The organism is Gordonia aquimaris (assembly GCF_026262595.1).
Taxonomy (GTDB): Bacteria; Actinomycetota; Actinomycetes; order Mycobacteriales; family Mycobacteriaceae; genus Gordonia; species Gordonia tangerina.
Map to the genome: position 1 here is coordinate 319,549 of NZ_JAPKFM010000002.1, position 14,391 is coordinate 333,939.

Annotated in this window: 17 protein-coding genes; 5 read left to right on the plus strand and 12 right to left on the minus strand. The window is 65.4% G+C overall.

What is annotated here, in order from left to right; genetic code table 11:
* The first annotated feature begins 49 nt into the window (after nt 1–49).
* A complete protein-coding gene (locus tag OSB52_RS03465; RefSeq protein WP_266060168.1) occupies nt 50–550 on the plus strand; it encodes a hypothetical protein in 501 nt (166 codons plus the stop codon).
* Between the two features lie 39 nt (nt 551–589).
* Here OSB52_RS03465 and OSB52_RS03470 read toward each other — a convergent pair whose 3' ends face one another.
* Nucleotides 590–2,110: an FAD-dependent oxidoreductase gene (locus OSB52_RS03470; protein ID WP_266060169.1), complete on the minus strand. Its 1,521-nt coding sequence runs from the start codon at nt 2,108–2,110 to the stop codon at nt 590–592.
* Nucleotides 2,111–2,193: 83 nt separating this feature from the next.
* Between OSB52_RS03470 and OSB52_RS03475 the strand changes: the two genes are divergently transcribed.
* Entirely contained in the window at nt 2,194–2,880 is a 687-nt protein-coding gene (locus OSB52_RS03475; protein WP_266060170.1) for a hypothetical protein, read from the plus strand.
* A 66-nt stretch (nt 2,881–2,946) separates the two neighbouring features.
* On the plus strand, nt 2,947–4,014 hold the full coding sequence (locus OSB52_RS03480; RefSeq protein WP_266060172.1) for a helix-turn-helix transcriptional regulator: 1,068 nt from the start codon (nt 2,947–2,949) through the stop codon (nt 4,012–4,014).
* Nucleotides 4,015–4,021: 7 nt separating this feature from the next.
* On the opposite strand, the gene OSB52_RS03485 is transcribed toward OSB52_RS03480, so the two are convergent.
* From OSB52_RS03485 to OSB52_RS03505, 5 genes are all read right to left on the minus strand, one after another.
* Entirely contained in the window at nt 4,022–5,161 is a 1,140-nt protein-coding gene (locus OSB52_RS03485; protein ID WP_266060173.1) for a flavin-containing monooxygenase, read from the minus strand.
* Nucleotides 5,162–5,313: 152 nt separating this feature from the next.
* A complete protein-coding gene (locus OSB52_RS03490) occupies nt 5,314–6,726 on the minus strand; it encodes an HNH endonuclease (protein ID WP_372512311.1) in 1,413 nt (470 codons plus the stop codon).
* 781 nt (nt 6,727–7,507) lie between these two features.
* Nucleotides 7,508–7,855 (minus strand): hypothetical protein, encoded by a 348-nt coding sequence (locus OSB52_RS03495; protein WP_266060175.1) that lies wholly within the window; start codon nt 7,853–7,855, stop codon nt 7,508–7,510.
* A gap of 404 nt (nt 7,856–8,259) precedes the next feature.
* Nucleotides 8,260–8,616, minus strand: coding sequence for a hypothetical protein (locus OSB52_RS03500; RefSeq protein WP_266060176.1), 357 nt, complete (start codon nt 8,614–8,616; stop codon nt 8,260–8,262).
* Between the two features lie 8 nt (nt 8,617–8,624).
* Nucleotides 8,625–9,311 (minus strand): hypothetical protein, encoded by a 687-nt coding sequence (locus OSB52_RS03505; protein WP_266060177.1) that lies wholly within the window; start codon nt 9,309–9,311, stop codon nt 8,625–8,627.
* On the opposite strand from OSB52_RS03505, the gene OSB52_RS03510 reads away from it, so the two are divergent.
* Nucleotides 9,273–9,671 carry a hypothetical protein gene (locus OSB52_RS03510; protein ID WP_266060178.1) on the plus strand — a complete coding sequence of 133 codons (399 nt, stop codon included), beginning with the start codon at nt 9,273–9,275 and terminating at the stop codon, nt 9,669–9,671. The two genes, OSB52_RS03505 and OSB52_RS03510, sit on opposite strands and share 39 nt — an antisense overlap.
* 115 nt (nt 9,672–9,786) lie before the next feature.
* Here the strand turns inward: OSB52_RS03510 and OSB52_RS03515 are convergent, their stop codons facing one another.
* From OSB52_RS03515 to OSB52_RS03540, 6 genes are all read right to left on the minus strand, one after another.
* Nucleotides 9,787–10,059 carry a hypothetical protein gene (locus OSB52_RS03515; protein WP_266060180.1) on the minus strand — a complete coding sequence of 91 codons (273 nt, stop codon included), beginning with the start codon at nt 10,057–10,059 and terminating at the stop codon, nt 9,787–9,789.
* A 36-nt stretch (nt 10,060–10,095) separates the two neighbouring features.
* Nucleotides 10,096–10,665, minus strand: coding sequence for a DUF2716 domain-containing protein (locus tag OSB52_RS03520; RefSeq protein WP_235725982.1), 570 nt, complete (start codon nt 10,663–10,665; stop codon nt 10,096–10,098).
* 26 nt (nt 10,666–10,691) lie between these two features.
* Nucleotides 10,692–11,402 carry a hypothetical protein gene (locus tag OSB52_RS03525; protein ID WP_266060182.1) on the minus strand — a complete coding sequence of 237 codons (711 nt, stop codon included), beginning with the start codon at nt 11,400–11,402 and terminating at the stop codon, nt 10,692–10,694.
* Entirely contained in the window at nt 11,402–12,040 is a 639-nt protein-coding gene (locus OSB52_RS03530; protein ID WP_266060183.1) for a hypothetical protein, read from the minus strand. Before OSB52_RS03530 ends, OSB52_RS03525 begins: the two co-directional genes overlap by 1 nt.
* A gap of 69 nt (nt 12,041–12,109) precedes the next feature.
* Nucleotides 12,110–12,727: a hypothetical protein gene (locus OSB52_RS03535; RefSeq protein ID WP_266060185.1), complete on the minus strand. Its 618-nt coding sequence runs from the start codon at nt 12,725–12,727 to the stop codon at nt 12,110–12,112.
* A 27-nt stretch (nt 12,728–12,754) separates the two neighbouring features.
* A complete protein-coding gene (locus OSB52_RS03540; RefSeq protein ID WP_266060187.1) occupies nt 12,755–13,228 on the minus strand; it encodes a hypothetical protein in 474 nt (157 codons plus the stop codon).
* Nucleotides 13,229–13,322: 94 nt separating this feature from the next.
* On the opposite strand from OSB52_RS03540, the gene OSB52_RS03545 reads away from it, so the two are divergent.
* The gene (locus tag OSB52_RS03545; RefSeq protein WP_235725986.1) at nt 13,323–14,156 is read left to right on the plus strand and encodes a hypothetical protein; all 834 of its coding nucleotides are present in this window, start codon (nt 13,323–13,325) and stop codon (nt 14,154–14,156) included.
* Nucleotides 14,157–14,391 lie beyond the last annotated feature (235 nt).

Here is a 14,391-nt window from a genome sequence, read left to right on the forward strand (position 1 = left end):
CCACCCCACCCACATCCGCGCTCCATACACCCGCCAGGAAAGGTGCCCGATGACCATAGCTATGCCGCCCGCGCTGCTCGCCGGTGAAGTGGTCCGATATCACGGACAGTTCACGCCGCGCACATTCGTGACCCACGCCAAGACGACGGTGACCGTCACCGACCGCCGGGTCATCGTGCATGATCCGCACCTGTTGTTCGGGATCTTCCGCCACGGCTTCATCCAGCACGAGGCGCCGCTGCGTCACGTGAGCCGGCTGTCGTTGGGGACCAAGGCGTCGGGCAGGCGAATGTTCTACGGCGCGGTGTCGATCGTGTTGGCACTCACGTTCTTCGCGACGGCCGCCTCGCTCGGTGTGAGTAGTGGGCTGGGACTTTTGCTCGGCCTGGTGTTCCTGGGCATCGCTGTGTTCATGTTCATCACCGCGAACACCACGGGCATCTTCTTCGACACCACCGGGGGAGGCGTGCTTGTGGCTGCGGGCAACAAGTCCGAGCTTCCGGAGATGCATCGGGCGGGATTCGAGATCGGGCAGTTGTTGTTCAGTTGACGGACTGTCGGACTGACGGGCTCTGGCTGGTCTGCGACCTCAGTCCGACGCCGCCGGCGACCCCGGCAGCGGCCGCGTCGCCGGCCCTTCCAGCACATTCCCGCGACGATCGAATCGTGAGCCGTGTAGCGGGCAGTCCCAACTGTTTTCGGCATCGTTCCACCGCAGCACGCCGTACAAGTGGGTGCACAAGGGCGCCACCGAGGTCGTGGTGCCGTCCACGGTGCAGACGCCGCGGGGAACCATGCCGTCGTGTCCTACCTTGCCGGTACCTTCTGCGGGCGCGGGATCGGCCGAGCGGGCCAGCGTGAGGTAGCCGCTCAGCATGTACTTGGCCACCTGCAGGTTCGTCGACACCGCAGTCGGTGCCGACGTCAGTTCCGAAGTGCGCCAGGGCTGCAGGCTCGTCGACCATCCTTGGGCGGAACCGAGGAGCCGGCCGGTGATGGCCAACGCGGCGGCCACACCGTTGGTGAGCCCCCACTTCGCGAAGCCTGTCGCGATCTGGACGCCGTCGATCCCGGGCAAGATCGCTCCCACATAGGGCAGTTCGTCGATCGAGGTGTAGTCCTGCGCCGACCATCGAGCCACCAGCCGGGCAGTGGGGAAGGTGCTTTCGGCCCAGCGCAGCATGTCGTTGACGTGGGCCTGCTCGGATTCCACCCTGCCGACCTCGTGGCCGAATCCGCCCACCAGCAGCAACTGTTCGCCGTCGTGTCCGGGTCGGGGAGCGGTGCGCAGCGACACCGACGGGTCGTCGGCACCGAGATACATGTCCTGAGGGATGGGCCCGTCCACGGTGAACGCAGCCGCATACGACCGTTGCGCGTGGACGCGGGCGAAGAATCCGCCACGGTCGAGAAACGGGGTTCCGGTGGCGATCACGACGGAGTCCGCGTGCACCTTCCCGGCGTCGGTGTCGACCACTTGCGGTGAGAGACGATGACCCACCCCGCGCACGCGTACACCCTCGTAGATCTGACCACCGTGCTCACGCACGTCGTCGGCCAACGCGCGCGCCACCACCATCGGGTCGATCTGGGCTTGTGCGTCGAGCCGGACACCCGCCTGCACCGGGAACGGCAGTTCGGCGCAGTCGGCGGCCTCGACCGGTAGTCCCGCGGCACGGCAGGCCGCGTCCTCCTCGAGGACCTTGGCTGCGCCAGAGTCGGTGGTCGCGAACGTCACCGCGGTGCGTTCCTCGAACGCGATGCCGCGGGCCCGGCAGTACTGGGTGAGCCACGCTTGACCCTCCCGGTTGGCCTCCACGTAGTTGTCGACGGCCGTCTGTCCGTGCTTGCGGGAGATCGACGACAGGCGGGTGCCCTGCAGCAGCGACAGTTTCCCGGTGGTGTTCCCGGTGGCGGCGGCGCCCAGGTGTCGGGCTTCGAGGACTGCCACCGTCCGTCCGGCCCTGGCCAGTAACAACGCCGTGGTGAGGCCGGTGATGCCGCCTCCCACCACGACGTGGTCGTAGCGGCTGTCGGCTAGGTCGGGTGATGATGCAACTGTGCGATCATCCGACGCCGCATCGGGAGTCTGGAACCACAAGGAACTCATGCAGCGGACATTGCCCGACAGTCGCGGTATCAAACCTGGCGGTCCCAGGTTTGGTGGCCGGCGTCGATGGTCATTCCGTAAGAGTGATCACCAGCCTGCTGGCCAAGCCGTTCGAGTGGCTGTCGCATGCCCGCTCCGCCCGCATCTTCCATCCCGACGGGCTCGTGTGCCAAGGTCAGGCGCAGGTCGTCGGCGACACCCAGCTGCCCCTGTGCGCAGGGCCGGTCACCGCCCGGGTGTCGAAAGGGGTCGGCACGCCCGGTGCATTGCCCGACATCGTGGGGATCGCCATGCGGCTACCCGTCACCGCCGACGCCGCAGACCGAGACCGCCGAGTGTGGGATCTGCTGCTCGCCGGTCCGGCACCGCTCGGTGGCCGTGTCCCGCTGCCACTGGTGACCTCGCACTGGCTGGGTGCGACCGTGTCGAGCCTGACGCCCTTCCGGCATGACGGCTCGCTGTACTGGGTGCGGGCACACATCGTCGAACCCGGCGATCTGTCGGGGTTGTCGATAGATGCTCTGCGCAAAGCGGTGTATGCGGGCCGGCCGATCATCGTCACCGTAGAGGTCGCTCGCGGCGGTGATCGCTTCGTGCCGGTGCTGCGTCTGCACCTCGACGTGCCGGCCGACCCAGCCTTCGATCTCGACCCTGTGAGCAACGTTCCGCGGAACGTCGAACTCGCCCCGTCGTGGTTGGCGAGCCTTCGAAAACAGGCATATGCTCGCAGCCGGATCGGGCGTGGGCAGGCATCGCGACTGTCGACGTAGCGGAGGTCATCTGCCGGCAAGAAATCTCGTGCGACAGACGCCGCGGGGGTTCATCATGGATACACCATGGTCAGCCACACCCGAGCAGACGACCGGCTGGTGGAGCAGGTCGCGGGGATCTGTGCGCGCACCGATGAACCGCTCCGACTGCTCGAGCACGTGGCGCGTGCCGTTCGGCGGCACGTCCCGTATGCGGTGGCCGGATGGTTGCTCGTCGACCCGGACACATTGCTCATCACCGGGGTGTACGAACAGGACGTTCCCCGCGAGGCGCATCTGGCGCTGATCGAACTGGAGTTGACCGTCGACGATGTCAACAAGTTCGTCGACCTGGCCCGAGGGTCGCAGTCCGCGTCGTCGCTGAGCGCCGCGACCGACGGCCATCTCGATCGCAGTGCACGGTGGGCTCAGGTTTACCGTCCGAGAGGATACGGCGACGAGTTGCGTGCGGTATTCCGTGCGGGTCAGATTACGTGGGGTCACGTGTGTATGACGCGGTTGGCCGACGACCCGTGGTTCACCGGCCGTGAGGTCGACATCGTCGCGCGCCTGTCCCCGCACGTCGCGCACGGTCTCAGGGCAGGGCTCCTGCTGCACCATAGCGAGTTCTCGGCCGATCAGGAGCTCGCGATGGTCGTTCTGGACGACGCGGGACGCGTCATGACCGCGACGGACCGAGCGCAGCGCTGGCTCGGTTCGATCGGCTGCACGCGGTTGGACGCCTCGGTTGTCGTGCACGAGGTCGCGGCCCAGGCCCGTGCGCTGGCCGACGGTGAGCGCGCTGGACCGCCGGCATTTGCCCGAACGCAGGGAGCGTCCGGCGAGTGGCTGCTGGTCCGCGGAATGCGGCTGGACGCTACGAGTACGGCCGTCGTGCTCGAACCGGCCCGCAGGGCCGACATCGCTCCCTTGCTGCTCCACCTGCACGAGTTGACGGCGCGGGAGCAGGAGGTCACGCAATTGCTACTCACGGGCATGGACACCGCCGACGTCGCACAGGAACTCTGGATTACACCAGAAACATTGCGTGGTCACATCAAATCGATCTTCACCAAGCTCGGAGTGAGGAGTCGTCCCGAGCTCCTGGCTCGGCTGCAGCATCAGCCGCGGGTGCATGTCGCCCCGTCGGGCTGACGCTGCCTCAGCTCGCCACCGCAGCCGTGTCATCGCGGGAGGCGGCGATGCCCCGAGCGGCCACTCGAGCGAGCTTCCCGGTGTAGCCGGTCAGCCCCGGACGCAGAACATAGCCGACGAATCGCAGGCCGGTCATCACCTCACCGCCATCAACAACTCGGGGCAGACCACGTGCGTCGAGAACGTCGAGGTGCCCGGCCATCTCGCGCAGACCGGTGGTGTATCCCGTTGCAGCGATGACGACATCGGCTCCCACATGCGACCCGTCGACCAACTGGGCGCCTTGTTCGTCGAGTCCGTCCACCGCAGCGACGATGCGGATGCCTCCGTCCCGGATGGCGTCAATGACCTCCTTGTCCACGACGGCAGTTCCGGCGCCACGTTCACGCAGCTGCGCGATCACCCCGGCAGGTGGAGAGCTGAGCCCGTACGGCGAGAGATCGCCGATGGTTGCGTGTTGGACTGTGGCCAGGAAGGAGTCGGCCAGATCGGTTGGCAGACGCAGGATCAGCGGTACGGCGAGATCCCCGGGGAGCCCGCCGCTACTGCGCAGCAGGATGTTTGGGGCGGTCCGGACCGACAGCGACACCTGGGCCGCGACGTCAGCGAGTTCGCGCGCGATCTCCATGCCGGTCGAGCCCGCGCCGACCACGAGGACGCGAAGGCCTCGGTACGGCGCCGCATTGTGGTAGTCACTCGCGTGCAGAACTTTCGGTGGTGTGCGATCACCGCGCGCCCAGTCCGGCAGCCAGGGGACATTGAACACGCCGGTGGCCACCACAACGTGGCGTGTGTGGAAGGTCTTGCCAGTGGCGGTGACTTTCCATCCACCTTCGGGCGCGGAATCGATTCGCTCGACCGCGACGCTGTGGCGAACCGGCACGTGTCGTGCGGCGGCGTAGTCGTCGAGATAGCGGACGTACTGGTCGCGGGTAGGAAACCACCCGTATGCGCGCGGAAAGGGTGCGCCGGGCAACGCCGACCACCATCGGCTCGTGTTGAACCGCAATCCGTCGTATCTGCCAGCCCAGGCTGAGGCCGTCCGCTCGCCGCGCTCGAGCACGGTCACGTCGATGCCTCGCTTCACCAACTCGGCACCCGTTGCCAGCCCCGAGGGGCCGCTGCCGATCACCAGTGCGTCAGTCATGGTCGTCACCTCCGCCAGATCCTGCTCTGAACCCGGATTCGTCGTCTGCATCAAGTGCATCGCAGGAACGGGTGCGTGACCATCCCCCAGCTAGGGGGTGTTCGGCGGGCTGCCCAATGTCCGTGACTCGGCCGGGAGCGTTCCGCGGAACGTCATGCGGCTGCGAGATCGGCATCGGATTGGCGTGCTTTCCATGCCCACGCGGCGTACAGGACTTCGGTCGCGTAGCCGGCGTCGAGGTGACGTCCGGGACTGATCGGTAGGACTGCGGCGTCGTCGATGGCCGTATCCGGTTGCCAACCTTCGGGCTTGTGGACTGCGGGTGCACGCTCGATGGTCGATCCGTCGGGTCTATGGAAGCTGAACTGTTGCCTGCCGTGGGCTTTGATCGCGAACTCGCCGCGGTGCAGGGCGCGATGATGGGCCGAACACAGCAGGATCAGATTGTCGGGGTTGGTGGGGCCGTCCTGCGACCAGAACTGCACGTGATGCGCGTGCAGGTGACGGGTGCGGCCGCAGCCGGGATGTTGGCAGCAGCGGTCTCTTTCGAACAGCACGCGCATCACCTTTCGCGTCGGCATGCGACGTTTGCGGCCGTAGTTGAGCACAATTCCGCGTGCGCCCTTGCGTTTCTTGCCGTGCTTGACCTTCCGAACAGCTCCGCCGCAGGCGGCTTCGTCGACGTCGGCGTCCTCGAGCGCCGGTCCGTCGTCGAGGTGAGGGTCGGCGTCGTCGTGGGTGTGGACCACGAGTTCGGCACCGGGCACGAACTCCGGCACCGAGATCGTGCTCTGCATGGTGTCGCCCATCGCCACGACCGCCGGTGCGATGTCGGAGGGCACGTTGCGCCACAGGTCTGCCGATCCCGGATGGCCAGGCGACTTCTTGGTGACGTCGGGAGCGTCCTCGTCGGGGGCGGGCTCGGTGGGTAGGTCGGGGTCGCCGGCGGCGCGGGTGCGTTCATACTCGGCGCGGACGACGCCGGCCAGGAATCGGGCGCCGTCGAGCGGTGAGAGCCGTAGCTTCACCGACAACGACCCGTCGAAGTTCCAACTCCACGAGCTGCTGGAATCGATGGTGCTGCGCTCGGATTCGTCTTTGTGGCGATCGACTTTGCGGATGGACTGGACCAGACGCTCCACCTGGGAGGCGGTGGCCGACAGAGCAACGTTGAGGAGCTCTTCTTCGCGCTCCGGTGTGGCGACCCGGGTCAGGGCCCGCACCTTCGAGTACGACAGTCGTCCTTCGGTGAAGGCCTGGCGCAGGAGCGGAAGTTCCGGCAGCGCATGGGCGATGCGCAGATGTTCCTGCGCAGTACGGATGGACAGGCCGGTGCGCCAGGTCAGCCAGTGCGCGCACGACATGATGCCCTCGCCGCTCCAGCCGCCGCGGCGGTCGAACTCAGCGAGCAATTCGAGGAACCGCGCCGTCAGCGCCGCCATCTGGCTGGCGTACCCAACAAGGCGAGTTCCGATTTCTTTGGTAGTTAGCTCGTCAATGTCCACATGGTCGAAGATGCTGGGCGACTTACTCGTTGGTGATGGCTCGTTCGTGGACGACGGCATTGCGGTAACCGACATCATGACCCCCTGACAGACGTGAACCGGTTACTGCTCAATGTATCGACGGACTCTGACAAGTTGAGCGTTCCGCGGAACGTTGACGGTGTGAATGTGGAGGGTCGGCGAGTTCGATGCACGGGCTGGTCCCACTATGCAGTCTCGGGGGCAACGTAAAGTGGTTGCCGGCCGAACAAACCGAGGGCGCAATCGACAAACACTTTCCGCGGGCCGCCAGAGACTGGACGGAAGGACGTTTGTGCGAATCCACATCGGTCAGGTGGTGGCTAGCAACAGAGTTGTCCGAAAGCTCAGGGAGAAGCACCGCGGGCTGACACTCGAGGATGTCCGCGATGCAGTGCAGTGGCCGGCTCGGCCTCAGGTTGCGTGGGAAAATCACCCCGAACATGGGCGTCGGTTGGTTGCGGTCGGGACCGACCACACGGGGCGGGCGATCATCTGCGCACTGACACCAATTCCTGACTGGGATGACAATGCTGACACCTGGACGATTCGCACCGCACGTTGGCTGTGAACAGCGTCCGTGAGTGCGGGAAGAACTGTGGCACCATGGACGCATGCCTACGGATTGGGTCGACGACGAGTCGTTGAGCACGGAGGAGACGCTCGCTCGCTTCCGTGCCCTCAGCCCACATCCCGCCGAGGGGCCGCCTCCCGAAGGCGCGCGTCAGATCGGTGTTCGGTTGTCGCAGGACAGCGAGGGTTCGAACAAGGTCAGTGGAAATCGGGCAGTTTCTCCGGGGGCGCGTCCACCGACGCCGGGTAGCTAAGCTTCAGAGAATCCGAAGCCACGACGCATCTCAGGCAGCACACGCTCTGGAATCGCTAATCCGATTCGCTGGAGGTGGCAACTGTACAGGCGGCAATCGCGGAGCCCCACTGCCCCCACCACGTACTCGCGTTCCGCGGGGACAACCCAGAAGACACCTTCTTCCGTTCCTTCTATCTCGCAACCAGACATTGTGACCCCCTCGACCAGAGCCAGCACGGCGGGCCCAATCAGAACGCAGTTCTTAAAGGTGACGTTTTCAATCAGATCGCTGACGACCGCGATCTCGGCGATTCGAACCACTTGGTTGCGGTAATGCCTGGCGCTCGGATTCATCGCGGACATGGGCTCAGCGTAGAGTGCAGATCTTCTGCTGATCACGGACATACGTGAGCTACTCCGTGTGCGCGGTCCCTGCGCGTGGTGGCCTCGACGGACAACGGTCGCGGCAGCTTCACCCGGACGCCGACCGAACCCGACGACCGCCACAAGGGACAGTGAACTACGTCAGCCCCGCCTACGCGCTTCCGCCCCCGCCACCACTGGAGTTGAACGGAAAGATCGGGCCGCGAGTGCCGTCGGGCTTGCGCGGGGAGATCGACGAATACCCGCTCGGCTCCGAGCCGAACATTCGGTGTCGCCAGTCCCGCAGTCGTTGCCGCCAACCACGTGGGGGCGGCACCGGTTCTGGTTCAGGAATCGGTTCCTGGCGGACATAGTGATCCATGCGAAAACCGTAGCCGCTTTCCCTATTGACCATATGTGTCTCGCAGGTTGGCGTTGATCAAGGTGCCGATGCGTTGGCATAGATGGCGGAACTGGCGGTCATCGGGGCCGGGCGGCTCGACGAGTAGCGTCCACCGCAGATCGGTACCCCCGCGGCCAGGGCTCAGGTCGAACATGATCTGGGCGTCCGGCCGCTTGATCCACAGCGATGACCAGATCACCCGCGCGGGACGGGCGGATTCGACAACGACTGGTGCGATTTCATCGTCGAGCAGATGAAGCCACGGTCGGCCCGGTTGCCGATTCGGCGTCACGAGATCGTCGAAGACGACCGACGGCGGCGCCGGCTGGTTGCGCTGGCGGGTGGCGATTGCGTCCATAGACGTACTCACCAACCCGTCGTGCAGTCAGTGCACAGTGCACCCACGCGTGCGATCGGTGTGGCATCACGCGTTCGACACCACATCGCGGTCCCATCGACGACCCTTGGGTCGAGAACGTCCCACCCGGCCGACGGCCAGTCGATCCAGCGGTGGCCCGTCAGATTGCCTTGTACTTCGTCGGCGAGGAATACTATGCAGCTTGCGGCCGGTCGGTCTGTCTCCAGCGGGTTCTCCGGCATCAGGTATCCGCCCCAGCCGGTCGAATCGCGTTGCCGTAGCTGAAACAACACGTTGTCGGAGTCGATGACCAAGACGTCCCACTCATGATCGGTGAAGTCCGGCAATGGCTTCTTACGGGTCCAACAGCTCAAATCATTCTCGACGGCAGCAACCGCGCTCGCCCATCGTGAAGGGATTTCGGTAGCTCCGTCCCAGTGTCGTGTTCGCCAGGTACGGGTCCATCGGTCGGTGACGTCGAACGGATAGTCAGTCATGACAGCCACCGCCGGGGGAGATCTGGACTCGTCATGGATGTGATCGTCCCAGTCGCGGCAGTCTTCGTGCCAGCACTTTTCGACGCGCCGTCGTGGCGGCACGGCTGCGGTCTGCGTGGTTGAGCGCATTTGTTGCCGCGCGGCCAGTAGTGTTGCGTCATGGCCGACAGCGACCAGGCGGATTTCGCGCGCCTCCACCGCTGGTGGATAGTGCGTCATGTCGTGGTCGTCGTCTTGCAGGCGATGGTGTTCGTCGGTGGCTGTGTCCTCGCGTTCTACTCGGCCGTGTGGGCGCTGCGCACGACGCCCGACCTACCCGCTGCCTATGCGGTGCCTGCGCGCGACCGCGCAGGGGAGCTGCCCGGGCCGCCCATCATGTACTGGCTGATCTGGGCGCTTCCTCCCACACTGATCTACGGCATCGGCGGCATCATGTTCTGGCGCTGGAAGGCCGGTCGGTGGATCGTGGGATTCCTGTGGGCCGGTTTCACCGTGATTTTCCCGATCATCGCGCTGCTGTGGATCGGGATGGATGTCGGTGGGTTCGCACCCAGCTGAGCAACGCGTGTGTGGTTGCCGGCCGCATACAGCACTCCAGCCGCCAGAGTCGACCCATGGGTGCATCCCGCCGCACGCCCCGCCGCGTAAGTCAGCTTGGCGGGCGGGCGTGTTGTCACCCGCGATGCCGGCGGCGGGACGGTCCGAATCGCCATGCGGCAGCACCCACGATCGGAATGATCCACACGACGCCAAGCCACATCACGCTGCGCCGCCAGCCGATGTGTCGGCTGATGACGTCGACGGTGGCAAACATCGACAGGGTGAACCAGACGGAGAACAGGACGAGCATCGCAATGGCGGTGTAGAACAGTCGGTTCAAATCCGCGCTACACGCCGCGTCTCTGCCGCATTCGGATAGTCCAGCCTCGGCGAGTAGCACGTTCATGACTCACCGGCCGTGGATCGCGCGATCATCGGAGCGTCACAGTGCGTCATCATGTTTCTCCTCCCAAACCGCGTTGCCGTTCAACCGCTTCCGCGGCAGCCAGGTCGCCAACGTCCGTCCCAGCGTGTGGACCAACTCGTTGCCGAACACGCACAGCGTCTTCTCCCACGGGTGCCCGAACGTTCCGGTGCTGAAATCCGGACGGGCGAAGATGTAGTAGTCGCCGTTCGGGTACACCGTCACCGGCCACTCGGTGTCGAACGTGTCGGCATGCACCTTGTCATCGAGCCGATACCCACGGTGCTGCCAGTCGAGCACGATCCACTCGTGATCGTCGAACACGCTCACGAAACAACGCTGTGCTTCGGCGTTGATCGCGTCGAACTGTGCGCTCCACACACCGGGCGAGTTCTCCGGGACAGACAGATCGAAGGTCACCGACGGAGTCGGATCAATTACGGCCGGCCAGCCCTTCGGGTCGACGCTCGGACGGAATGTCGTGAATCGATCGATGAACAACTCCCACGCCCGATCCTCTTCGGTCCGCGGCAGGTAACTCCACCCCGGTGGCAACCGGGTCCCGTGGTCGAGCGTCCAGCGCATCATCAGACGATTGTTACAAGGTATGGCGTTTATCCGTACAACACCCCGTCGACGGCAAGTGACGCGGACGGATAGGCATGGGTGCCGGCCTGTTCGAGTAGCGCGGTGAGTATCCAGTCGAACGGCTCTTGTCGTTTGCGCCCGAGCGCGTCGTAGATACCGACCCGGGAGCGGATGAAAAGTCCCGGATAGGCGATGTGCCGGTAGGTGAGTTCGACGACCCCATCGGGCCAGTCTCCGACGAACTCCGCATGTACATCAGACACCTGGTCGGCGAACCGTGTTCCGTCGAAGAAGGTCACGCACCACTGCGCATACGAGTCGTGGTCGACGGGCCGCGGTCGGAGCGGCCAACGGTGTGCAGAGATGTCGATGTCGTCGATCGCTGACACCGTTGAGACCGACTGCGCATCCGCATCCCACACCTCGAGCCGGGTTCGCCCACCTGAACGAGTGGACCCTCGGGTCAACAACCAAGCGCGGTGGTGCTCTGCGGCGCCGAGCATGACCCGCCGATCGCCAATATCATTCGCCCACAGCAGCTCGGGGCCAGTTCCCGTGTCTGCGTATGCGCGTACGATCGTGTGCTTCTCGCCGCGGGCTCGGCGGCCCCAGTGCCACCGCACGCCATGCCCGACGGCCCGCTTGCGCAGGTGCGCCTCGTTGTAGGTCGGGTCGGCATAGTCCTGGCTGTAGCTCGTGTCCTTGGCCCAAGTAGTCGCGATGTGGTCGGGACGCATCAGGGCATCGGGGTGCGGGTGTCCAGTCGCACCGACAACCCCGAATTCGCCCACACCACCCGATAGCGATCACCACCGGAAGGCGGTGGTGTGTCGCCGTAGTCGACGAGCACGCGTGCCCATGGCTCGTGGTGTACGGACACGAACAATGTGCCTTCTTCGGCCTGGGTGTGCCAAACGATGCCGTCGACGGGGATAGTCGTCATCGTGCCGTTCCGGTCAACGTGCAGCAGCGTCGATTTCGGTTCTTGCTGTGGTGGGCGGTCCGGCATTCTGGAAATGTCGCGTGGGCTTGGGTTCCGGGTTCGCAGCCAGGCGCCGTCGACACCGCAGCAGATGAGTTCTGCGCCGTGGGTGTAGGTCGCGAACACGAGCCCGTCTGGGCCGATGCGTCCCAATGGTTCGTCGGGTGCGTACTGAATCCAGAACCCCTGCTCGTCTACTTCGATCTGACGACGAGAGCGTGGCCGCAGATCCGACGCCATCTCCGGCCACGACACCAGCCGGACGAACTCCTGGGTAGCGGGGTCGAATAGCGCGGCGACAGGCTGGATGGCATCAAGCACCCAAACATAGCCGGCACTGAAGAACACTTCGAAGGGGCGAAACGTCGTCCGCCCAAAACACGCGGCGCTCATGCGCCTTTCGGTCGAGTCACCACATCACGGTAGCAGTGCTGTCAACGCGTCACGCGTCTGCGGCAACGCTCACGAATACCACGGCGGCTCACGAGGGAACTCGTCCTCCACGACATCGATGCGCGAATCACCAAGCAGATCAGCGATTCCCGTCGACGGTGCCCCGATGCTGGCGAAGTGCGGATCGACGTCGCGGACCATGCACCAGGCCCGGTCGGCCGGCCACACGAACGCCGGCACGGGAAGCCGTGATCCGAGTCCCTCGCCCTCGTCGTCATCCCATCCGATCAGATCGGTGTCGCCGCGGTACAGGTAGTAGGAACGGACAACCGAGCCGCGGTCGTCGGCGAGGTCGATCGTGGCGGCGCCCAGTCCGGTGCTCAGCGCGGCGACCTTGGGCCAGCCCTCCCAGATCAGGTAGAAGCAGTCGTCAGGAGTGGTCGTGTGACGCGCGAGATGCGTTACCGCGACACCCATCTGCCAGATCTCCGACGGATCAGGACCGCCGCGGTCGGGAATGTTGGCGTCACTTTCGCGTTGGCCGAGGAACTCGGGGTCGGGGATGAAGCGCAGACGCGCATACCGCTCGTAGCCAACCGGAGCGAGGACGGCCAGGTGCGCCCAGTCCTGCTCCGGACCGAACAGCCAGTCGGCTGGGGATCGTTCACGATATGCGTATACGGTCATCGTCGCTCCTTCGCTACTGACCCATCTTCACTTGGCGCGGTACGTACGTTGATCGCCCGAAAGTGGTATCCGTCCACCCCGCCAGGTGTGCACGGTGCCGTTGGCTGTCGGCAGGGCCGGCGGCTCGGTTCGGGGTACGTCAAAGTCATCGACGACGGACTCGCGCATCGTCGTCAGGCCGTCCGGTCCGGGATCGCCGACGCTGCGCCACAGCCACGTCATGAACGGTCCTGACGGTCGACGCTTTGGCGTCGTTCCGGCCGGCCACACCGCACCCGCGACATAGTCGCAGCCGTTGTCCGGCGGGGCGGTGGCCGACCACTCGAACTCCACGGCGGTGCCGGGGCGCAAGCCCATCAGCCCGGGGGCAGACGGGTCGGCGACGGCCTCCACCAGCAACGACCACGAATCCGCCGACGTCCCGCCCGCCGTATCCGCCGAAACGATGACACCCCAACCCAGCTCCTGATGCCAGGTCTCGACGGTTCCTGTTGACGACATCCCGTCACCGTAGGGCTGGAGTTGCGATCGGGGAATCGAATATTCATCGAGGCCGGTTGACTTGGGAACTTACACTACCGATCTAGCCTGACCCATGGGGACGCCGTCGTGGATCGAGTTGGCCGGCCGCAACGCTGCCGCAGAAGCGATATGCCTCAGCGGAACACTGACCGCCACCGAGAAGAACGAGGCCTCACGTGTCGACTTCCAGCACGCTCCCGGCGGCAAGTGGTGCGTGGAACACGAGGGCCAACCCGTGTACATCGCGTCCGGCGCCACCGCGGTGGTGCGGGTCGAGGGCCACATGCGCCGACTCGACGGTGACATCCGCCTGCCGATGCTCGGTGCCCGGTTCAGCCCGCTCGATCTCCTCGGCCGCGAATCTTTGATCCACAAGATGAGCACGTCGATGGCCGTGGAGGGTGATGCCGAACAGCGCACCATCGGCGGACGTGCCGCCTGGTCGATCCGGCTACGCGCCCCGGAGCGCGATCCGATCGAGATGACCTTCGACGACGCCACGGGCGTGCTGATCCGGTTGGCGACACCCGACGGAAGGGTGGCCCTCACCGTCGACGGACTGAGCGTGCCCGAGACGCTGCCCGACTCGCTGTTCGAATGGGACGGGCCGGTTCTCGATGAGCGTCCGACCCGAGGGACCCGTCGCAGCGACGAAGACGACGAGACCGAGCGCATTGAGGCCCTGCGGGCGCTGATCGCCGCACACTCTCAGCCTGACCGGGTCATGGCCGCCATCGCCGGCGCGGACAGCGAACGCGGGGCACGCTCGACGCTGGTCGAACTCCTCGGGGTGACCGAATCCGGTGCGGACCACATCCTCGCGGCCCCGATCGGCATATTCCGCGGTGACCACGCCGTCGCCAACCGGCGAACACTCGAAATCATGGAAGATGAACGCCGGCAGTGACGCGGCGGCACCCGATCCGGGCTGAAAAGCGCGAGAAATAAGAGAGCCCCACCGGACCAGTCGGGGGTCGGTCCGGCGGGGCGCCCAGGAGGCTTTCGTCCGGTCCCGATCGGGAGAGAAGGGGCCGGCTGCGAAAGCCTGAACCTCAACGATAGTTGATTTTCGATTCGCCCATGCGGCAGACGCCGAGACTCGGGACCAACAATGCTGTGACCAGCGAGAAAACGCGAGCTCA